The 21470-nt window shown below is 69.9% G+C and carries 17 protein-coding genes; 4 read left to right on the forward strand and 13 right to left on the reverse strand.

The features are described 5' to 3' along the window. Positions 1–140: 140 nt before the first annotated feature. Entirely contained in the window at positions 141–335 is a 195-nt protein-coding gene (locus JKG67_RS02945) for a hypothetical protein (protein WP_203335731.1), read from the forward strand. A gap of 72 nt (positions 336–407) precedes the next feature. Here the strand turns inward: JKG67_RS02945 and JKG67_RS02950 are convergent, their stop codons facing one another. The 7 genes from JKG67_RS02950 to JKG67_RS02980 all read right to left on the reverse strand — a co-directional run bounded on the left by JKG67_RS02950 (position 408) and on the right by JKG67_RS02980 (position 5538). After that, on the reverse strand, positions 408–1055 hold the full coding sequence (locus JKG67_RS02950; RefSeq protein WP_307816404.1) for a methyltransferase: 648 nt from the start codon (positions 1053–1055) through the stop codon (positions 408–410). 35 nt (positions 1056–1090) lie between these two features. Further along, entirely contained in the window at positions 1091–2530 is a 1440-nt protein-coding gene (locus tag JKG67_RS02955; protein WP_203335732.1) for a SpoIIE family protein phosphatase, read from the reverse strand. A gap of 121 nt (positions 2531–2651) precedes the next feature. Continuing rightward, on the reverse strand, positions 2652–2909 hold the full coding sequence (locus JKG67_RS02960; protein WP_203335733.1) for a CDGSH iron-sulfur domain-containing protein: 258 nt from the start codon (positions 2907–2909) through the stop codon (positions 2652–2654). Further along, positions 2902–3894, reverse strand: a complete 993-nt coding sequence (locus tag JKG67_RS02965; protein WP_203335734.1) for an iron-containing redox enzyme family protein — start codon at positions 3892–3894, stop codon at positions 2902–2904. The genes JKG67_RS02960 and JKG67_RS02965 overlap by 8 nt, the downstream gene beginning before the upstream one ends. 60 nt (positions 3895–3954) lie before the next feature. Then, on the reverse strand, positions 3955–4185 hold the full coding sequence (locus JKG67_RS02970; RefSeq protein ID WP_203335735.1) for a hypothetical protein: 231 nt from the start codon (positions 4183–4185) through the stop codon (positions 3955–3957). A 37-nt stretch (positions 4186–4222) separates the two neighbouring features. Beyond that, positions 4223–4990, reverse strand: a complete 768-nt coding sequence (locus tag JKG67_RS02975) for a flavodoxin family protein (protein WP_203335736.1) — start codon at positions 4988–4990, stop codon at positions 4223–4225. A gap of 83 nt (positions 4991–5073) precedes the next feature. Then, positions 5074–5538: a DUF5709 domain-containing protein gene (locus tag JKG67_RS02980; protein ID WP_238997791.1), complete on the reverse strand. Its 465-nt coding sequence runs from the start codon at positions 5536–5538 to the stop codon at positions 5074–5076. Positions 5539–5670: 132 nt separating this feature from the next. On the opposite strand from JKG67_RS02980, the gene JKG67_RS02985 reads away from it, so the two are divergent. Together JKG67_RS02985 and JKG67_RS02990 are read left to right on the forward strand one after the other, a co-directional pair. Then, positions 5671–9558, forward strand: coding sequence for a hypothetical protein (locus JKG67_RS02985; protein ID WP_203335737.1), 3888 nt, complete (start codon positions 5671–5673; stop codon positions 9556–9558). Positions 9559–9562: 4 nt separating this feature from the next. Beyond that, the gene (locus JKG67_RS02990) at positions 9563–14050 is read left to right on the forward strand and encodes a hypothetical protein (RefSeq protein ID WP_203335738.1); all 4488 of its coding nucleotides are present in this window, start codon (positions 9563–9565) and stop codon (positions 14048–14050) included. Positions 14051–14099: 49 nt separating this feature from the next. On the opposite strand, the gene JKG67_RS02995 is transcribed toward JKG67_RS02990, so the two are convergent. Genes JKG67_RS02995 through JKG67_RS03010 form a run of 4 tightly spaced genes read right to left on the reverse strand, consistent with a single transcriptional unit; the run spans position 14100 to position 17831 of the window. Beyond that, the gene (locus tag JKG67_RS02995) at positions 14100–14753 is read right to left on the reverse strand and encodes a response regulator transcription factor (protein ID WP_203335739.1); all 654 of its coding nucleotides are present in this window, start codon (positions 14751–14753) and stop codon (positions 14100–14102) included. Beyond that, positions 14744–16810: a GAF domain-containing sensor histidine kinase gene (locus tag JKG67_RS03000; protein ID WP_203335740.1), complete on the reverse strand. Its 2067-nt coding sequence runs from the start codon at positions 16808–16810 to the stop codon at positions 14744–14746. The genes JKG67_RS02995 and JKG67_RS03000 overlap by 10 nt, the downstream gene beginning before the upstream one ends. Beyond that, a complete protein-coding gene (locus JKG67_RS03005) occupies positions 16807–17166 on the reverse strand; it encodes a response regulator (protein WP_203335741.1) in 360 nt (119 codons plus the stop codon). Before JKG67_RS03005 ends, JKG67_RS03000 begins: the two co-directional genes overlap by 4 nt. Next, the gene (locus JKG67_RS03010) at positions 17163–17831 is read right to left on the reverse strand and encodes a DUF4386 family protein (RefSeq protein WP_203335742.1); all 669 of its coding nucleotides are present in this window, start codon (positions 17829–17831) and stop codon (positions 17163–17165) included. The genes JKG67_RS03005 and JKG67_RS03010 overlap by 4 nt, the downstream gene beginning before the upstream one ends. Positions 17832–17999: 168 nt before the next feature. Here JKG67_RS03010 and JKG67_RS03015 point away from each other — a divergent pair, with 168 nt between their 5' ends. Further along, positions 18000–19199 (forward strand): cytochrome P450, encoded by a 1200-nt coding sequence (locus tag JKG67_RS03015; protein WP_203335743.1) that lies wholly within the window; start codon positions 18000–18002, stop codon positions 19197–19199. On the opposite strand, the gene JKG67_RS03020 is transcribed toward JKG67_RS03015, so the two are convergent. Together JKG67_RS03020 and JKG67_RS03025 are read right to left on the reverse strand one after the other, a co-directional pair. Continuing rightward, on the reverse strand, positions 19141–19716 hold the full coding sequence (locus tag JKG67_RS03020; RefSeq protein ID WP_203335744.1) for a TetR/AcrR family transcriptional regulator: 576 nt from the start codon (positions 19714–19716) through the stop codon (positions 19141–19143). The genes JKG67_RS03015 and JKG67_RS03020 overlap by 59 nt on opposite strands. 79 nt (positions 19717–19795) lie before the next feature. Next, positions 19796–21439, reverse strand: a complete 1644-nt coding sequence (locus JKG67_RS03025; RefSeq protein WP_203335745.1) for an ELWxxDGT repeat protein — start codon at positions 21437–21439, stop codon at positions 19796–19798. Between the last annotated feature and the right edge of the window lie 31 nt (positions 21440–21470).

The following is a 21470-nucleotide window of genomic DNA, read 5'->3' on the forward strand; positions in this document are numbered from 1 at the left end:
AGCCCCGTCGCAATCCAGCAGTCGAGGACGACGTACCCCCAACCTAGTCCGCACCACCAAATCCAGGGACGCATAGAGGCAGATCCCACGGGTACCGGCACGTTGACGTGGAACCATCCCGACGCGTGAAGGAGCCTTGGATGAACGTGGCACACGAGCCCAACGGACCCGAGTCGGTCCCCCCGGCAACCAGTACGACCCGCGACGACGAGCCCCGCACCGATCACGAGTCTGATCCCGCGCTCGATGACAGCGACTCCGGCGAATGGACGTCCGAGGGCGGAGCCACCGAGGTCGGTCCCGCGACCTCCTCGCCCGCCTCCGAGAAGCGCTGAGTCCCCGGTCCGGTCAGTTCACGTCGGCCAGCAGTACGGGAGTCACGGGACTGCTTAGCCTCCTCCCCGCCTTCAGGTCGAGTTGGTCGGTGGACTACTGCGGTCCCTCCGCAGCAGCACCAGCACCCCACGCCCGGGGAAGCAGCGCACCTCGTGGACCACCAAGACCATTCCGTGGGTTCGCTCCAACCACTCGCTGAGTTGGGCTGCCTGCGGGAGACTGCCGAGCTGCAGCAACACCGCCCCCTTCGGGAGCAGGTGCTCGGTCAGCAGCACGAGGCACATCCTCGCCACCGCCAGGCCGTCGCTGCCCCCGTCGATCGCCGTGCGTGGGTCGTCGGGGTACGCCGACACCCGGTCGTGGCGCACCCACGGCGGATCCACGATCGCCAGCGCGAACCGCTCCCCCGCGGCCAGCGCCTCCTCTGCCCGACTGCAGCGCACCTCGATCGACGCGGACAGGCCGGCACGCCCGACGTTGGCCACCGCGTGGCGGCACGCGTGCGGGCTGACATCGACCATCACCGTTGGTCGCGGGCAGACCACCGCCGTGAGCAGACCGATGTGGCCCACCCCCGCGCATAACTCCAGCACCGGTCCTGGCGGGAGCTCGGGCAGTAGTTCCGCAGCCCACAGCGACTGCTGGCGGGTCCACTCACGCGGGGCCAGCACCCGGTCGTCGTACTGGACGCGCAACGGTCCGAAGGACACCTCGGACACCGGTGCGGTGGCCCCTGAGGACGAGCCGGGGTGGATCACTCCGTGTACGGCAGGTCGACCCGGTCCAGCATCAGGGCGGCGGGTGAACCGGCCTCTGCCACCAACTGGAGCACGGAGCCGGAGCGGTGACTGCGCCTGACCATGTCGAAGATCGCCTGGACTCCTGGGCTGGCCAGCAGGGTCACCCCGGTGAGGTCGATCACGGCATCGGCGGTCCCGACTCTGGTCGTCTCCCACAGTGCCGTCTCGAACGCCTCCACCGTCACGTCATCGATGGGTCCTGCGGCAGTCAGCCGTCCCTCCGTGGACTCGGTCCGCAACCCCGGACCCCGACCGGACTCGAACAGCGCGTCCACCTCGGGGATGGGGACGGAGGCCAAGAAGGGCACCGGCCGGCCCAGTCTCCGACGGACCTCCACCGCCGTGCCCCTGTCGGTGCGCTGGATCCGGAGGTCGTCGGTCAGGCCGGCCGCCATCACCAAGCCACGGCCACCTGCGCTTCCGCTGCTCCAGCGACCGTGGTCGGTGACCATGATCACCGCCGTGCCGTCATCGGTGAGCACGCCGGTGAGCTGGAAGACTCCGTCCGCCGAGGCGCCGTACGCGTGCTCGATGACATTGGCGATCAACTCGTGGACCGCATGCCCGAGGCTGACACGATCGGCCAACCCTGCCCCGAGGCTGTCCAACCAGGCACCGACACGTTCCCGGGCGACCACGAACTGGCGCGGCGTTGCCGGCAGCGTCAAAGCCAACGGTTTCGCAGGCCGGATGCGTCTCATCAGCAACAGTGCTGCATCGTCCAGCAGACCCGGCGCCGGGACCGCGGCGAGGAGTTCTGCGCACACCTCCTCGTCGCGCAGCGCCGGCGAATCGGTGTCCATCGCCAGTCTGGCGCGGGCGTGCACGATGGCACGCTCAAGTTCCCCGGCTTCCCCGACTCCGCCGAGGATCCCGTCGGTCACCAGCAGCAGTGACTCGCCCACCTCCAGTCGGGTACGCCCGGTCTGCACCTGCGCACCGGTGCCCAAGGGCCGACCGCGTGACTCCCCCAGACTTCGTGGGGGACCCGTCGCCCCCCACACCAGCGGGGCGGGGTGACCTGCGGCGATGTACTCGACCGCACCGTCTCTGCGGTCCATCACCACCGCACACAGGGTGGTGGTGGCCGCCTCAGGGACCTGGCGGGCGAGGCGGTGCAGGCTCTCCACTGCGGTGCCCAGAGAGATCCCGCTGCCAAGACGTTCGCGGAGCACGCTGCGCACACCGTTGGCGACCAGCGCTGCCGGGAATCCGTGCCCGACCACATCGACGACCATCAGTCCGACCCGACCGCCGGGCAGATCGAACGCATCGAGTGTGTCGCCTCGATCAGAAGGCTCGGTCTCCGTCAACAGGTATCGGCCTGCCAGACTCACCCCCGGCAGCACTGGCAGCACACCGGGGACCTGAAGATCAGTGGCAGTCTCTCGCATGACTCTCCCGGCAACGCATCGACTCCGGCCGCTCATACGAGCGACCGTTCCTCAATCAGGTACCCCGAGTCCTCGGCCGCTACACGTGCCTGGAGTCATCCTTCTGCTTCGGTTCGGCGCCCTACCCCCGCGCGTCACACGGACTTGGAACGGGCCCATCGGTGTTGGGGCGACCCTTCGGGCGGAGCTTGTGGCTGCCGTCGCACCACGGCTGGATGGCCGAGCGGCCGCACCTGCAGACCGCACTGACCGGACGTTTCGTCGGATGCAGTACGCCGGCTGAATCGGCCACCAGCCACCGGCCGCGCACCAGCATCGGGCCACGCTGGGAGGGGCCGACCAGCGAAGGGTCGACCGAACGGTCGGTCGGATCAGTCATTGCTGTTCCGCGTCGGCAGTACTGCGCTGGCGTAGTCGTCCTCCAGGGCGAGGCACACCAGGGCGCCGAAGGAGACCTCCCGGCGCTGGGTGGGGTCGTCCTCGAGGAACGGCCTGACCACCTGCCGCAGGGCTTGTTCCTCGTGCACCGCGTCTGCCTCCACGTGCTCCTCATAGTAGCGACGGGTGGCTTCGGGGAACCCGAGCCGCTGAAGACCCTGAGCCATCTGTTTCGACGGCAGCGCACTGGTCGACTCGAAGGCGGCGAAGTGCCCGATCGCGGCACCGACGAGGCGGCGGTGCAGCCCGAAGAGCGACATCGCGTTGTTCAGCGCCAGCACCTCGACCGGGGCCTCGTCCACGTAGGCACCGCGGGCGGAGGAGAGTCCGGCGGCTGTGAGTGCCTCCACGAAGAGTCGCTGGTGCACCCGGGCGGGGTCGCCGCAGCCGTACTCGTCGTACTGGATCTCGACCATCCCGGCCTTGGCAGCCGCCGGCAACCGGGGGATCGTCCAGGTTGTCGGGTCGGCCTCCTTGAGGTGGTAGAGGGAGCGGTGCTTGAGAATCTCCCGGACCTGGTCCCGATCGGCGTGCCGTTGCACGAACCTGGCCACCGACGGGCCGGCGCTCTGGTCGATCAGCGTGCGTAGTTGCTGCACCGGGTCACCACTGGGGTCGGGGGCGACGATCCTGGCCCGCAGATCCGCCTCGAACCTCTCCTCCAGACCACGTCGGATCGCCAGCAGGTCAGGGTCCCACTCCCAGGCCGACGACACCCCGCAGAAGTCGCGGTAGTGCAGTTCATAGAGCGCCCACAGGGCGAGGTGGGCATCCACGTCGGAGTCGGGGGGCGGTGGCGACCCGATCGGGCCTGTGCCCTGAAGTGCCTCGAACAGATGGGCGCTCAACCGGCCGCGTGCCGCGGGCAACCGGCTGACTCCGAACCAGTCGAGGTCATGGGTCGCTCCCTTGCAATCAACGAACATGTGGGCTCCTCCGATCGACATCAGTGCCCCGCCGCGGTGCCCGATCCCGGCTGGATCGACTCACACGCCACCTCCCTGCAGGACCGCCGCTGAGACCTGCAGGTGCAACACCCGCAACGTCTCGGCATGCCGTTCGCCCCGGCCCAGCACTTCGGCGGCACGCCCCACGGCGGCCCCGACGATAGAGGGCCGACCTCCGACACAACGCAGGATGCCGCGCAAGGACTCTCGATCCTCGTCGCTCAGGGCGGTCTGGCCGCCGGCGGCACTCTTGATCTTGAAGTCATCCATCCGACTCGGTACCCGTTGCGCGGCGGGTCATTCCCGGTCAGGCAGTGGCTGGGTACGCCGCGTCGTCGAGCAGCCGCGCCAGATGGTCCAAGTTCGTGGCCAAGGTGCGGGTGGTCAGGTCGGTCTTCTCCGGCGTCGACGGCAGGTCCTGATAGTCGATGGTCTGCATCGCTTCGCCGACCCAGTACGTCACCGCGTTGGCGGGCAGGGTGAAACCGACGTCGGTGAGCGCCTGGGCGAGTTCCGCGGTGACATGATGGGCGCCGTCCTCGTTTCCGACCACGCCGATCCCTGCGACCTTGCCGTAGGTCGACAAGCGCCCTTGATCGTCGGTCTCGGAGATCTCGGCGTTGAGTCGCTCCAGGACCAGTTTGCAGACCGCCGAGGGTTGTCCCATCCAGATGGGGGTGACCACCACCAGGATCTGGGCGGCCAGGATCCGCTCGCGCAGCTGCGGCCATTCGTCACCGTCGCCCTCGTCCGTGCTCACTCCGAACCGGATGTCGTGGTCCACGATCCGCACCAGTTCCCCGGTCACCTGATGTTCCTTGAGTGCCTCCAGCACCTGTGAACCGAGCAACTCCGCACTCGACGAGGCCGGCGAGGGCTTGAGCGTGCAGTTGAGCACTATCGCTTTGATCTGTGTGATGTGCGCAGCGGTACCCGCGGCGCATGGGGGCAGCCGGTCCCGAGTACCGGGCTTCCCGACGAGAAGTCGGCCCACGAGCCGGATCCGGCACTCGTCCCCGGCCTCGACGCGAGCGACACCGAGAGGATCGTCGAACTCCTCCAATCGCACCTGCATGCGGCGCCGAGGGGGCGACCACCGAGGCGGGAGCCGTCCGCGGAGTCGACGACTGACTCCGGACGGACGCCCCCCCGCTCCGGTCAGTTCACGTCGGGATCCTCCTCGATCACGTGCACCGCCGCCTCCTCCGCGGAGGCGCCGGCCCCGTCGATCCCCTCGTCCTCGGCGATCATCTCGGCCTCCGTGTCGGCCCGGACGCCGTGGTCGGGGGCGAGGAGTCTGCCGGCCCGTTCCCGGCCCACCTCACCGGAGACCGGGCCGTCGAGGATGTCGGCGTCCGCCTCCGCGTAGGCCTCCTCCCACACCTCGGGCTCCTCCTGGGGCAGCCGCTCCTCGATGCTCTCGCCCTCGAGTTGTTCGCGGTGTGTGACGCCCTTGGCCCTCGACCCGCGAAGTCGTTCCGGGGGTGAGAACCCTTCGTCGAGTACGTCGTCAACGCCGCGGTCATCCAAGCTGTCCTGGGGCTGCAACTGGTCCTCGCCCATCTGCTCCTCCTCGTGTCGTCCGGTCCCGTGCCGGTACCCGCTCTGGCCCAGGTCACGCATCTGGGAGCACATGTCCTCACACGAGCCGGGCCGGTCCGGGACCTTGACAGGCTCTCCGCGGCCTCACTAGCGTCAGCGGACGGGGGCGCGGGACCAGTCATGCAGTGACCCATCGCCTGAATCGGGGACGCCATGCCACCTCGGAGACGCAGCCTCAACTCGGTCACACCGCTGCGATTCGCCGCCGCCTGGCGGCTGGAGCTGGACAAGGTCGGTGACGCCCTCGGGCCACACCTCACCCCGGCACCCGAGGACCCCACAGCCGCCGACGACGCCCTGCGCGTCGACCTGATCCGGCCCTGGGACCTGGTGGCTCTCAGTGTGGCGTTCACCGGCTGCGAACTGGTCGCCGGCGGGGCCAGCCCCCCGGCGGTCCGGCCGCATCGCGGCAGCACCGGCCGGATGTTCGTGGACCATGCGTTCCAGCATGGCTACGAGGAGGCCGTCTACGAGAGCACAGCGAAGGCCCCGCTCGAACGGGACGGCAAGCCCGACCCCGGTCACCCCCAGTCCCAGGACCCCGCCGGCGCCCGCCCCCACCCTCCGGTCGGATTCCGCCCGGCTCGCGCCAGCAGACTGGTGTTCACGATCGCCACCGACGACGTGATCGAGTTCTCCACGGCCGGGATCCTGGCCGCGATGAGCCGCCTGGAGCTCGTCGTGCACCCACTGGCCACTCCCGGGACCGCGCCGACGGTCGGCCGCACGGGCGCCCTCCCCGAGCGTGAGTTCCGGCCGCACTTCCTGCACCTGGGCGACGGCCTGATCATGGTTCTGGACGCCCAGTCACCGGTGATCGAGAAGGCGACGCAGGCGTTCCTGCGCAGCAATCCGGCCCCTGATGTCACCACCACCGCAGGACTTCTGGCCCACCAGCAGAACCTCCGACTGGCCCGCGCCGAGGCGGTCCGGGCGGTACCGACGGTGAAGCCGGGGACCCGGATCCCCGATCATTCCATCTTCGCCCCGGGGCGTGGACTGGTCCCCGACCTGCGCGGGCCGCAGATCCGGCCCCGACGCACCCTCAGCCGTCCACCCACCCTCGAAGAGACCAGCATCGAGGCGCCGTACCGGCTGATCGTCTCCCCCGGTGCGGGGGCCAGGTGGGCGCATGCGGCCACACCGGCGGCCGCCGACGATGCTCCCGAGCACGTCGAACTGTGGCACACCCGGTTGGCCGGTCCTCCCGCTGACGACGATGAACCCCCGGACGAGCGCGACGACAAGAACAGGATCATCCGGGCACTGTGGGCCCGTGACCGGGACTGGGCCGGCGACCAATGGCGCGACGGCACCACCGAGAAGAACGTCTTCGCGCACACCTTCTCCCCCGACCCCACCCACGGCCCGGGGTTCCGTGGGTCACTCGATCGCCTGGACCGGCACATGCTGGTGCGCCAGTCCGCCGAGACCTGGCCCGGCAAGAGCGGCACCATCGCCCCGGTGCCGGTGGGCGCCGACGCGCTGTGGCTCTCCGGCCTGGGTGCGTGGCTGGACCTGCACGGCGCCTGGACGACCCTGCCCTACTCGGAGGTGCAACTGGAGTCGATCCTCTCCTGGGACCATGTGGCACCGATGGGCCGGGACCAGTTCGTGCGGGTGGTCTATCCCGGCTACCTCTATCCCTTCGGCCACCAGACCGCGTTGGTCAAGATCACCGAACGGAAGATGAAGGACACCGTGCATCCGGTGGCCGGGCTCTATCAACGGATGTTCCTGGTCGTGGGTGAGCGCAGCCGCAACTACACGAACCGGGATCTGCCGTTCACCAGGGTCCGGGTCCGGCCCACCGTCTCTCCCAACCTGGACCCCCTCTCGGAATCCTCCGGTGACAGCCAGTCGTCGTTCTTCTGGCCCCGGGTAGCCGGCAGCCGGTTCCCGTTCATCCTCGACGCCGTCGACCACGCGGGCCGGCCGATCCGGCTGAACACGCCGCTGATGTGGGTCGCGGAGTCGTTCAGCAGTGCCCAGAACCGGGCCGCCGTCGATGCGGCGTACGCCGGAGACCCAAGTCGGCGGGTGACGGTGCAGGGGCAGAACCTCGCCTACGTGACCCCGGCCCCCGACGGCCCGGATGTCGGCTTGGACACGGAAGCGGTCTGGCTGCTCGGCAAGGCCTCCCTGGGCTCCAGCACCCCGCGGCTCTCGGCAGCCACCGCGACCGTCCCTGCCGTCGAACAGATCTCCTCGGCTGGCCGGATCCCGTTCGCCTACCACCCCACCTACGTCACCGACGGCCTCGGCGCACCGAGTATCGGCGACGTCTGGGCGCTGATCCGGGAGGGCGCCGGCGGCGAAGAGGCCAGCGTCGACCCGACCGCCCCGCTGCCCCAGTTGCGCTTCGGGGCCGGCGCCCCCACCGGCAGCGATGGAGCGGGCGGCTTCCTCGCCCCCGACCTTCCGATCCGGGCACTCTCCCTCGGCACCGGTCCGGTGGGCGACGTGGGCAGCGCGGCCGCCGGTGGCCTCAACCCCGCAGCCTTCCTGGCCGGCGCCCTCCCCAAACTCTTCGGGCTGATCGACCTGTCGGACCTGATCGCCTCCGCTGCCGCGCTCCCGAGCATCGTCACCGAGACCGTGGGCCGGGTGACCAAGCTGATCAACGACCTCGCCCTGGCCGCCGCCACCGCCACCGAGGCCGTCACCGAGGCGCAGAAGCAGGCGCAACGCGCCCAGGGCAAGAGCGCGGCCCTGCAGGCCCAGGCACAGCAGGCGCTCACCCAGGCCCAGGCCTTGGCCACCGACGCCGAGTCCTTCGCCCAGGACTTCGGGGCCTTGCTCAACTCGCTCACCACCGCAGACGTGGACCAGATCGAGGCCCAGCTCGGCACCGCCCGCGCTTCCCTGCAGCAGCTCGCCGACCGGTTCCGGGCACTGGCGGAGCTGCTCCCTCCGCAGGCAGCCATCCAATGCCGGCGGATCGGTGCTCTTCTCGACGAGGCCGGTCAGGGCGTCGATCTCGCCCAGGACCTGTTCGACTCCATCCAGGGTCTCGACCCGGCCAACCTGACCCAGAGTTTCAGCTTCGAGTGGAAACCGGCCCTGCAGAACTGGCCGGCATCCTTCCCGATCTTCGCCCTGAAGCCCGGGAGCCAGGACAACCTGACCCTGGCCGTACACGGCCAGCTGTCCGGACAGGGACACCCCGAGGTGGTGGCCAGTGCCGAGCTCCGGGACTTCCACCTCAACCTGTTCGGGAACGCGCCGCTGATGCGGATCCCGTTCGACCACATGTTCTTCAAGAGCGGGTCGACCGGCAAGCCCGAGGTCGACGTCGTCCTGGGCGATCTGGAGTTCCTCGGCATCCTCGGCTTCGTGGAGCGGATCAAGGAGTTGATCCCGTTCGACGGGTTCAGCGATCCGCCGTACGTCGAGGTGACCACCGAGGGTGCCACGGCCGGCTTCACCCTGGCCCTGCCCAACGTCGCCGTCGGCGTCTTCAACCTCTCCAACATGTCGCTGGCCGCCGACGTCTCGGTCCCCTTCCTCGGCAAGTCGGTCACCGTCGGATTCAGCTTCTGCAGCCGGGAACGCCCCTTCCGCCTGACCGTGATGTGTCTGGGCGGCGGTGGCTGGTTCCTGGTCCGGATCGCCCCGGACGGCCTGGACGTCCTCGAGGTCGGTCTGGAGGCCACCGCTGCGCTGGCGGTGGACTTCGGGGTGGCCTCCGGGTCGATCTCCGCCTCGGTGGGCATCTACATCCGGCTCGAAGGCGAGCAGGGGTCGCTGACCGGCTACTTCCGGCTCCGCGGCGAGGTCGATGTCCTCGGCCTGATCAGCGCCTCCATCGAGCTCTACATGGAACTGGTCTACCAGTTCGACACCGGCAAGATGCTCGGCCGGGCGACCATCACCGTCGAGGTGGAGGTGCTGATCTTCTCCGGGACCGTGAAGATCTCTGCGGAGCGACAGTTGGCCGGCTCCAACGGCGACCCGTCGTTCCGGGAGGTGCTGGGCGCCGAGCAGGGCACCTCGGATGCGTGGAACGAGTACTGCCTGGCATTCGCGGCGGAGGAGTGAGCCGATGATCACCGAGACCTTCACCGTCTGCGCATTGCCCCACACGGTGGCCGCCGACGCTCCGTTCCATGTCTCCCTCTTCATCGCGCCGAGGCTCGCACCGAGCCAACCGGGTGAGGCTCTGGGCGGCGCCGAGGCGTTCGTCCGGTGGCCGGCACTGTTGCGCGACGCCAAGGTCGAGTTGCGTGACCAGGCGGGTCCGATCGATTGCAGCCCGCTGCGTGACGCCCTCGATGAGACATGGTGGGAGCGCGTCTTCGAGCCCGCAACCCCGGTACTCAGCCAGCAGGTGCCGCAGTGGCAGCAGCGAGACTGGCGGTCCTTCGACGCCGCCGCTGTCGCCCAACTCGCCAAAGTGATGCACCTGGCCACCATCTACGCCAGCCCCACCGAGCCACCCTCGCCCCAGGCGCACCCGCTCCAGCGGCTCTTCCAGAGCACAGTCAACAGGTGGCTCGACGGCCGCCGTCGGTACGACGAGCGGGACCTCACCGAGCGCTTGGACGAGATGACCGAGGGGCAACCGCTGATCCACTGGGAGCGTCAGCGCAGTGGCCGCCCTGACGGGAGAGAGCCGGAGCAGTCTATGGCGCAGGCCCTGATCGACCTGCATCGAGTACGCCGCTTCTACGAACGCCCCGAGTCGGCGGCGCAGCTGCCCTACCGGGAACGACCTGATCCCGACGCCGTGGCCGCGCCGTTGCCCCCACCTGCCCCCGAGTTCCATGAGCGGGTGGCGATGCTCGGCGACCACCCCGAGATGCTGCGCCGAGCCGGCCTGGTCCTCGACCTGCGCGCCGACCACGAACGATTGCGTCGCTCCCGGTTCCTCAGCGCGAAGGTCACGCTGCCTGGCACCGCGGCGGTCTGTCACACCACCCGGGTGGCCTGCCGGACCACCGATGACGACGGGTTCGTGTCCCGTCCGAGTGGGTCGGACTGGCACGACGGCGCCCTCGTCCTGGGCGAGGAGAACCGCTTCACCGTGCTGGACATCGACACCGACGGCAGCGCGTTGAAGGCCGAACGGTTCCTGTGGGGGCTTCCCCGGCTGCTCAAGGTGCAGCGCAACGCCGACCCGGTCAACGCCGCCACCCCGGCCCTGCGGGGCCACGGCTTCACCATCGCCCGGACCGGTCAGGCGCTCACCGCGCAGACGAGGCTGGCCCGTCAGACCGATCTCGAGTCCCGGCTCAGCATCGGCGAGGAGCCCGATCTGACTACCGAGGACGTCACCCGGGGCCTGCGCGTCGATGTCTGGGACTCCGAGACCGATCGCTGGGCCTCGCTCCACTCCCGGTTGGCCGAGGTGGCGGTCACCGGCCATGGCTCGATCGCCACGGACCTGGCCGAGGAGGGGTTCATCCAGGGCACCTCCGCCCACGAGACACCGGGGGTCACCGACTCCCCGGTGCATGTCCACGAAGCGATGTTCGGGTGGGAGGGGTGGAGTCTCTCCGCACCACGTCCGGGGAAGCGGATCCGGAAGGCCACGCCCGAGGAGCGGGCCGCCACCGGGCAGGACGAAGTGGTCGAGGAGACCCCGGCCGAGATCCAGCCGGGCGAGCGGCCACCGCACCCGATCCGGTTCACCCACCGGGTGCGGCCCGGCAGCCTGCCTCGGTTGCGGTACGGACGCTCCTACGCCTTCCGCGCCTGGGCCGTGGACCTGGCCGGCAACTCCCGTCCGCACGATCTGACCTCGGCGTCGCCGGACGCCACCCCCACCGGTCCCGCCGCGGAGGCGGCGCCGCTGTGGTCGGCGGCGGTTCGCACCGAGATCAACGCCACCCTCGCGGCTCGGGAGGTCGCTCCGCAGGTGGTCAGCGCAGCGCAGGAGCCCCCCGAGGCACTCCTGGACCTGGTGGGACCGCGGTTGCGGGAACTCACCCGGTTGCGGGCGGAGGCGCCGTCCCGGGTGAACCGGGCCGGGCTGGTCGCAGCCGCCACCGCGGCAGCCGTCCGGGACCTCGCCCAGCCGTTGGTGACCGAGACGGCCGTCGGCGAGATCGGCCCCTCGACGGTGACCCGGCCGCGCCCCTTCCTGCGCTGGGATCCGGTCGAGCCTCCCGTCGTGGTGCCGTTGCGCCGCTTCACCGAGGGCGAATCCGTCCAGGTGGTGGTGGTCCGTTCGGGCGTCACCCAGGATCCGGAGACGTTGGCTGTCACCGTCGTGGACCCCGTGCAGTACGCCGCCGAGGTCGCCCCGGAGTTGGGGTACGGCGCCACCAGCGAGCGGCATCTCGGCGCCCCGAAGACCACCCAGATGACCGCAGAGCTGCACGGCCGCTTCGACGCGGGGATCGGCACCTCCCCCGCCCAGGCCCAGCAGATGCTGGGGTGGGCGATCAGCGAGGACGGTTCCCTTCTCGACGTGGATCGCGCCGACCTCGACAACCCGCCCGCCCGGATCCCGCAGCCCGGGGTCCGACTCGAGCACAGTGCGCCGATTCCGCAGGCGGAGTTGAAGAGCCTCCCGTTGCCTCCGGGCGAGGCCCCGGCGCCGGGGCAGTACGTCGTCCACGACACCGAGGAGTTGACGCTGCCCTATCTGCCCGACCCGATGGCGGCCGGGGTCAGCTTCGTCTTCCCCGACGCAGGCCGGGGGCGACAGCTTCCGTTCCCGTTCGGTGGTGAAGGCTTCACGACCGGCTACGGCGGCAGCTGGCCACGGATCGAGCCCTACCGGATGGTGCTGTCCGGCTCCCCCGAACTGGACTCCCACGTGACCGACCGCACCATCGGATTCTCGCTGCCGCCCGGCGACACGCAGCGGATGCGGCTCTCCTCCTCGCTGCGCAAAGAGGAGTTGGGGCTACTGGGCGCCTGGCGCAGCCTCGCCCCCGCGGTTCGGGAGAACCCGGACGTCGAGGAGGCTGCCGCGGACGGCTGGCTGTGGGGGCTCACCCCGGCCGAGGAGGTGCTGCTGGTGCACGCCGTTCCGCGGCCGGTGCAGGCGCCGCGACCGACGCGGTTGGCGCCGGTCCGGTCGGTCGGACGCACGTCGTACGCGCTGTTCGGCGGGGTCGACGTGCACGGACCGAGCACGGACAGTCTCCTGGCCCATGCCCGGTGGACCGACCCGGTCGATGACCTCTCCCGGTCGCGCTGGCACACGCAGGACTCCGCCGCGATCGCGTTCCAGACCCGGATCGACGTCGCGGAGGACATCGCGCTGCTGTGGCCCAGCGCCGTGCCCGTCAACCTCCCCGGCCTCGGCGTCACCCGGACCCATCCTGCCGTGCACGAGATCGGCGACACCCGCCACCACCGGATCAGCTTCCGGTTCCGGGCGCTGACCCGGTTCCGCGAGTACTTCCACCCCAGCCTGCTGACCCCGGGGCCGGTCCCCGATGACCCCGGTCAGCCCTACGACGACGGGCAGAGCGTGGTCAGCTCCGAGGTCGTCGTCGACATCCCCAGTTCGGCGCGGCCGGCGGCACCGGTGGTGCACTCGGTGCTGCCGCTGTTCCGGTGGGACTTCGGCGAGGAGCCCGAGCAGCCGATGGCTCGTCGGCACGTGCGGCGCACCGGGGTCCGGATCTATCTGGAGCGACCGTGGTTCTCCAGCGGCGACGGTGAACTGCTGGCGGTGTTGCTGGCTCCGGGGGGCGACGACGAGATCGGTGAGCCCCCCGAGGACGAGTCCGGATTCCCCTACGTCAGCAAGGTCGGCCAGGATCCGGTGTGGCACAGTGCGCCGGTCCCCCGGCGAGCGATGACGCGGTTGCAGTTGGACAACCTGCTGCGCTTCGCAGGCATCGACGACCGGCCCGCTCCAGGACGTCCGTGTGCACCTCCGGAGACGTTGCCACTGACGACCATCAACGGCGCACCCCAGGTGGTGGCGGTCGGCTACCGGCCGCAATTCAATGAGGAGCGAGGTCTCTGGTACGTCGATGTCGCCCTGGATCCGGGGGCCACGTTCTGGCCGTTCGTCAGGCTGGCGGTGGCTCGCTATCAGCCCTCGTCGGTCCCCGGCTGCCATCTCTCGGCACCGGTGCGCTGCGACTTCGTGCAGTTGCCCCCCGAGCGGACCGTCTCGGTCTCGCGGACGGATGCCAGCCATGCCCGGGTGGTGGTGAGCGGCCCGATCGGGTTGCGGACCCGGTCCGACCGCGAAGGGTCACCTGCTGCGGCGCTGTCGGTGAACCGGGTGGTCTATGCCCGGCTGCAGCGCCGTGACCCGTTGATCACCGGGGATCTGGGCTGGGAGACACTCGGCAGCACGCAGTTGACACTGCGGGGGCAGGGCGCCCACGACTGGGAGGCGGCCTGGGTCGGCGAACTCGCCGCGCCGGAGGAGATCTGGCTGCGCCGGCCCAGCGACCCCGACAGCGACGATGCCGGGGAACGCCCATGGCGGATCACCATCGAGGAGTGGGAGCGTCTCCCCGGCGATCCGCTCGCCGCCAGGGAGGCGGGGGCGCTGCTCACCGGTCGACCGAGGTGGGAGCAGCGGCTGGTCTTCGCCGACGAGGTGATGCTGTAGCCCCTGTGGAAGGCGCGAGGTGGGATCGGGGTGCTGACCCCGGCTCGGTTCACATCCGTGAGGCCGAGCGCAGGTAGGTGAGCACGGCCAACACCCGCCGGTTGTCGTCCGCCACCGCCGGCAGGTCGAGTTTGGCGAGGATCCTGCCGATGTGGGTTTCGACGGTCTTGTCGGTGAGGCGGAACGCCTCGGCGATGGCCCGGTTGGAGCGGCCCTGGGCGACCAGCGCGAGCACCTCGCGCTCGCGCTCGGTCAGCCGCTCCACCGGGTCCTGGACGCGTCGCCGGCCGACCAGCAGTGAGATCACCTCGGGGTCCACGACCGTGCCCCCCGACGCGATCCGGCGCAACGCATCGACCAGCTCATCGGCGGCGGCGACCCGCTCCTTGAGTAGGTACCCCGCCCTGCCGCCACACTGCAGAAGGTCGGCGACGTGCTCGGTCTCGACGTACTGCGACAGCACCAGCACGCCGACGTCCGGGTGCTGCTGCCTGATCGCCACCGCCGCCTCGAGGCCCTCGGTGGTGTGCGTAGGTGGCATCCGGACGTCGATCAGCGCCACGTCCGGCGGGTCGGCGGCGATGCACGCGGCCAGGGTGGTGGCGTCGGCGACGCTGCAGGTGACCTCGATGCCCAGGTCGCTCAACAGCCGGGCCACCCCGTCCCGGAAGAGTACGGCGTCATCGGCAATGGCTACTCGCATGGCAACTCCGCCCTGATCCGGGTGCCGCAACCGTTCGGACTGTGCACGAGGAGCCGTCCGCCCACCGCAGCGACACGGTCGGTCAACCCGAGCAACCCGGCACCGGAGCGGTCCGCACCCCCGATGCCGTCGTCGCGGACCTCCACACTGAGGACGTCCGACTCCACCCCGAGCGCGACCTCGGCCGTGGCCGCCCCGGAGTGTTTGATCACGTTCGTGAGCGCCTCGGCGACGACGAAGTACGCGGTCGCCTCCAGCACCGGCGTGGACCTGAACTCGCTGCCGTGGATCAGCACCGGGATCGGCGCTCGATCTGCCAACGACTCCAGCGCGGGCAGGAGTCCGCGCTCGGTCAGGATCGCCGGGTGGATCCCCCGCGCCAGGTCACGAAGCTCGGCCAGCGCCGTCCGCACCTGCTGCTCGGCCGCCGCGATCAGATCGACGGTCGCAGCCGGACCCTCGGTGCTCGCGCGTTGGCGTGCCATCTGCAGGGTCATCGCCAACTCCAGCATGCGTTGTTGGGCCCCGTCGTGAAGGTCACGCTCCATCCGGCGCCGGTGGGCGTCACCGGCACTGACGAGGCGTTGCCGGGAACTGCGCAGCTCGCGCACCAGTTGGTCGTTGTCCAGCACCGGGCAGGCCGCCGCGGCCAGTTCCGAGAGCAGCCGCTGCTGGCCGGGGGTCAGCTCGTGCCCTGCCGGCAGGCTGACGCCCAGGGCTCCGCGGACCTCGCCGTCGTGGTGGATCAGATACTCATGAGCTGCCCCGGGGAGCCCTTCGTCGATGCGGGCCACCGGGACGGGCGGGGCGGCGTTCCCCGGCTCCGGCCAGGTCGCGACGCGGTGCAACTGGTCGCCCTCACGCAGCCAGACATCGCACCCGGCGGGATGCAGGGCCCCGGCGATGCCGACGGCGATCGAGTGCGGCGCCTCCCCCAGCGGGTAGGTGCCGGAGATCCTCTGGGTGAACGAGGAGAGCACGTCGTAGGGGCTGGCCTGCTGCCCGAACACCAGCCGGTTGGCCATCCGCTGCAGGCGCAACCGCAGCGGATGGAAGAGCACTGCGGCCACTGCGGTGGCCGCCACGGTCAACGGCAGGTCGGTGGCCCGGGCGCCGACCAGGGTGCCGACGCCGAACACCACCCCGACATAGACCAGCCCGATCGCCACCGCCAGTCCGCCGTACACCAGACCCCGGCTCAGGACCAGGTCGATGTCATAGAGCCGATGTCGGAGCACTGCGATCACCGTGGCCACCGGCAGGGCCACCAGCACCAGCACCCGGATGTTCCCGACCACCGCGGGGGCGGCGCCCGTGGCCGCCAGTCCATCAGCGGCGATCCAGGCCACCAGCACCAGGGTGGCCGCGGCGAGGAACCACTTGAGCTGGTGGCGTTGCACGGTGCTGCCGCGGCGATAGCGCAGGACCGTGGCCACCACCGACGCCACCGTCACTGCCGCCAGCAAGACACCCGCTACGGCCTCCAACGGCCCGACCGCGGCCTCCAGGACATCGACACCCAGGGGGTTGTCGACACCGGTGTTGGTGAACGGCCCCGGACGCAGCGCCAACGAGGCCAGCAACAGCAGCGTGGCGATACCGGTGGCCCGGACGTGCCAGCGCCATCGGGACGTCGGCAACCGTCCGTCCGGGAAGAGCAGCACCAGCAACGGCACCAGCGCTACCCCGGGGATCCAGGCCACGTCCCACCACCAGGCCAGCCAGGGCATCGCGTGGCCGGGCAGCGTGCCGGTGCTGCTCGCGACTGCCACCTGCTCCCGGAGGACCCCCGCCGCCCCATGCAGGGCCCACGAGTCCCCGATTCCGAGGAGGATCCAACCCACCGCATTGCCAGGCTGCCGCCGCGCCACCACCAGCCCAGCTGCGATGAAGGCGAGCGGTGCGATGAACCAGACTGCGGAGGGGCCCGGCTCGAGGCCCTCAGGAAGCGCTGCTTCGAGGCCGCGCACCCGCCACGTGATGCCGATCGCTGCCGCGGCCGCCCCCAGCAGGGCGAGGCCCACAGCAGCCCGACGCAGACCTGCCGGATCGATCATCGAGCCCCCTCGGCCAGCGCGTGCACGGCGTGCGAGGTGAGGTCCTTCTTGTGGATGAACCCCGTCGCCCCGGAGTCGAGGATCCGCGGGCCGAAGTCGGCCCGGTCCCGACCGGACATCACGACCACCCGCAGGGATGAGCCGTGGCTGGTCAACTCGGCGGTCAGGCCGAGCCCGTCGCCGTCGGGGAGACCGATGTCGATCAGGGCGAGGTCTGGCCGCTGGCGGGCCACGACCACCCTGGCCGTGGCCACGTCAGCGGCGCGACCGACCACCTCGAAGCCACCGGCGATGAGCAACGCGCAGACCCGGTTGCGGAACCCTGTGTCGTCGTCGATCACCACCACCGTGGTCATGGAGCCACTGTGGCACGTTTCGGCATCCCGGAGTGGTCGGAAACCGAAGTCCGTTCCCGCCCGCCCAGCAGCACCGAGGCGACCGCGATCCAGGCTGGGAAGCCGTAGAACATGAAGTCCGGGGCCAGCGGCGGCAGCAGCAACGGCACGGCGAGCACGAGGCTGACCCAGCCGAACCACCGAGGCAGGGCCCGGGTGCCCAGCGCGATCGCGCCGGTGCAGATCAGCATCAGGCCCGCCATCGCCGCCGCCCCGACGAACCACAGGTCCCCGCTGTAGAAGTACACCTCCGCCGTCGTCGATGAGAGGGGGTACTTGGCGCTGTCCAGGGCGGCGTCGAAGTCAGTGCTGTAGACCGCGAACTGGCCGATGGCGACGGCGGTGCCGGCTGCGAGCACCGTGGGGGCGAGTTGACCACGCGGGCCCTGCGACTCCCGCAGTCGCGTGTACAGGCAGGACAGGAAGACGAGGAAGAACACCGAGCCGAGCAGTGCGGCCAGCACGGCGAGCACGATCGTGTCGCCGTTCGCCTGGTAGTGGGCCAGGATCTCGTCGGCCGTGGTGGGGTCGTCGGAGCGGGCCGACCGGAACAGGACGAGGCCGGTCGTCCACAATGCGGCTGCGGCGATGCCGGTCAGGGGTAGAAGTCGGTGGCGCTGGTTCATGGCTTCTCCAATCGTGGGATGCAGGGACACCTCGCATCCTTCGCCGCCGTCGCCCCGCCGTCGTCGGGGACAACCCTGACGTCAGCGGTCGTGCTTTCCCTGAACCACCCCACAGAACTTGTGCCCTACATATTGTGGTCGGGGCGGGCGAGCCCTACTGTCCTGGACATGGCGGTCTTCACGCTCCGGTCCGGAGAGTCCTGGCGCGACCCCTTCCCCATGTACGCCGAGTTGCGGGATCACGCCCCGGTCGACTTCGTCGAGGAGGGCGGCTACCACGTGCTCTCCCGCTACGACGATGTGATGGCGGCCAGTCGCGACTCGACGACGTACTCCTCCGCTGACGGCCTGACCGTGGTGAAGAGCCGCGGCGAGCAGGACCTGATGGGCGCCTTCGCACCCATGGTGATGCAGGATCCGCCGGCCCATACCGCGTTCCGCAGAATGGTGGGGCGCGGCTTCACCCCGAAGCAGGTAGGTGAGGTCGAGCCCGCGGTTCGCGCCTTCGTGGCCGGCCGACTCGAGGCACTGCGGCGTCAGGGCGCCGGGGACGTGGTCGCCGAACTGCTCAAGCCGTTGCCCAGCATGATCGTCGCCCACTATCTCGGCGTACCCGAGCAGGACCGCGGCAGGTTCGACGCATGGACCGACGCCATCGTCGCCGCCACCGCCGCCGGCGATCCCCTGGCCGGCGCCGACGCGGCAGCCGAGATGATGGAGTTCTTCACCCATCTCATCCAGGTACGACGCAGCTCGCCCGGCGACGACACCATCTCGCATCTGGTCAGGGCCGGCGACGACGTCTCAGTGCTGCAGATGCTCGGCTTCGCCTTCACGATGGTGGCCGGCGGGAACGACACCACGACCGGGTTGTTGGGTGGTTCCCTGGAGTTGCTGACTCGCCACCGGGACCAGCGGCGACTCCTGATCGACCACCCGGAACTGATCCCGGATGCGGTCGAGGAGCTCCTGCGACTCACCAGTCCGGTCCAAGGCCTGGCGCGCACCGCCACCACCGACGTGCGCCTGCACGACACCACCATCCCCGCTGGTGGGCGGGTGCTGCTGCTGTTCGCCTCCGGCAATCGCGATCCGCGAGAGTTCGGCGCCGAGGCCGAGGTGTTCAGGGTCGACCGCCGACCCGCCCGGATCCTGACCTTCGGCCACGGGGCCCATCACTGCCTGGGTGCGGCCGCCGCGCGACTCGCCGGCAGGGTGGCGCTGGAGGAACTGCTCGCCAAGTGTCCCGACTTCGGAGTCGACGCATCAGCCGGGCGGTTCGCGCCCGGCCACTACGTGCGACGCTTCGTCAGCCTTCCGTTCGAGGCGGGCGAACTCCCGCGATCCACTGATCGACGATCTGCCTGAGGGCCGGACCGTCGGGATCGAGTCGATAGAGCAGGATCGCGAAGATCACGCTGGTGCCCAGCGCCACCTTGGCGGCCAGGAAGTCCAGGTCCGGGTCCACCTCGCCGCGACGAATGCCGCGATCCCACATCTGCGTCATCAGCGCCATGCCGGGATGGGCCATGTTGCTGAGGAACTTGGTGCCCGACTCCTCGTCGGCGATCGCCATGCCCAACTGGGGGCCGATGACGTTGCGCGGCATCCGCTTGAGGGAGACGATGAGCTCGTCGGTGAGTACTCGTATGTCACCGGCGAACGAGCCGGTGTCCACCTCGCCCTGAGGCACCGAGTCGGCGATGTTGAGGGAGAGGACGATCTCGTCCTTGTTCGCGTAACGACGGTAGATCGCCGGCTTGCCCACGTTCGCCTCGGCCGCGATCGCCTCCATGGTGAGGTGTTCGATGCCGTCGCGTTCCAGCAGCCGCCGGGTCGCGTGCAGGATCCGGGTGTCGACCAGGGGGTCTCGGGGTCGAGCCATGATGTGAGCCTAACTCGTGAAGTGGCCATGACCGGTGACCCGCCCCCCGAGCGGGTCACCGGTCACATCTGATGTGCGTTCAGCGACGGATCCTGGGCGTCCGCTTCGACTTCTTGGTGACCGACGGGAGGCCCTTCTTGGTGGCCTTGACCCGGACCTGGATCCGCTTGCCCCGGTCGGCAGCCACCAGCACGTACTTCTTCTTGCCGGCCTTGGCGCCCTTGATCGGCTTGCCGTTGCGCAGCCACCGGTACTTGAAGGTGACCCCGGTGGCCGGCTTGCCGGCACGGGCGGTCAGAGTGCGGCCGACCTTGGGCATGCCCTTGATGACCGGCTTCTTCAGCGTGATCGTCTCCACGCCGATGGTGACCGCTCGGAGCGTGGTGGCGCCGTTGACCGTGCTGTGCAGAATCACCCGCTGACCGAGCACACCCACCATGCGCGGGGCACCCGAGGCGGCTCCCGGGGCGATGTCCTCGAGCAGACGAGTGCCGGCGGCGGTGCCGTTGCTGATCCACAGCTCGTTGCCGTGGGTGCCGTCGTCGGCCGAGAAGACCACCTGGGAGCCGACCTGTGTGAACTGGCTCGGAGAGCTCCCGTTGGCGCCCGGCCGAATGTCGGCCACACGGATGGTAGACGCCGCGGTGCCGCCGCTGGTCCACAGTTCGGCACCACTCTTGCCGTCACTGGCACGGAACATCAGCTTCGATCCGAGCGCCGTCAGGTCACCGGGGAAGGAGTCGCCGGTGGGGTTGATGTCCTTGACCTGCACCGTCCCAGCGGCCGTGCCGTTGGTCTTCCACAGCTCGATGCCGTGGTGGGCACTGGCTCGGAAGTAGACGGTGGACCCGACTGAGGTCAGATGTCCGGGCGAGCTGCCGACGTGGCCGGGGCGGATGTCCTTGACCTGCACCGTGCCGGCTTCGGTGCCGTCGGACTTCCACAGTTCATCACCGTGGGCGGGCGTGCTGGCAGCGAAGTAGAGGGTGTTCCCGTGAGCCAGGAGGTTCTTCGGGAAGCCGCCGGTGCCCCCGGGAATGATGTCCTTGACCAGCACGGTGCCCGCTTCGGTGCCGTTGGACTTCCACAGCTCCATGCCGGTGCTCCCGTCGCTGGCTCGGAAGTAGACCGAGTTGCCCATCGCGACGAGGTCGGTGACCCCGGAGGTCTTGAAACCGGGTTGGATGTCCTTGACCAGCGTGGTCCCAGCCGGTGTGCCGTCGGTGACCCACAGCTCACGACCGGTCTCGACAGTCGACGCGGTGAAGAGGACCTTGTTGCCGACGACGGTGAAGTCCCTCGGGTCGCTGTTGGCGGCGCCGGGGGCGATGTCCTTGAGCATCATGGTGCCGGCCGAGGTGCCGTCGGTGACCCACAGTTCACGTCCGGAGATCGCGGTGGTGGCGGCGAAGAGCGCCTTGTCACCGAACTTGGCGAGGTGGAACGGGTCGCTGCCCTGGGCACCCGGCACGATGTCCTTGACGAGCTGGGTGCCGGCCTGGGTGCCGTCGGTGCGCCACAGCTCGGTGCCGTGCTGAGCGGTCTCGGCGACGAAGAGCAGCCGGCTGCCGACGACCGCGCTGCCGGCACCCTCGGTGACCTTGGCGAAGGTGCCGAGCACCGGAGCGGCCGCGGTGGCCGGAGCGATGCCGGCGTGCAGGCCGGCCGTGACGAGCGCGGACGCGGCGATCACGCCGAGTGTCCGAGTGAGTGTGCGGTTCATGATCGTTTCCCCTTGAGTCCGTTTTCCGTTC

Origin of the sequence: Nocardioides limicola (assembly GCF_016827675.1) — a bacterium.
Taxonomy (GTDB): Bacteria; Actinomycetota; Actinomycetes; order Propionibacteriales; family Nocardioidaceae; genus Nocardioides; species Nocardioides limicola.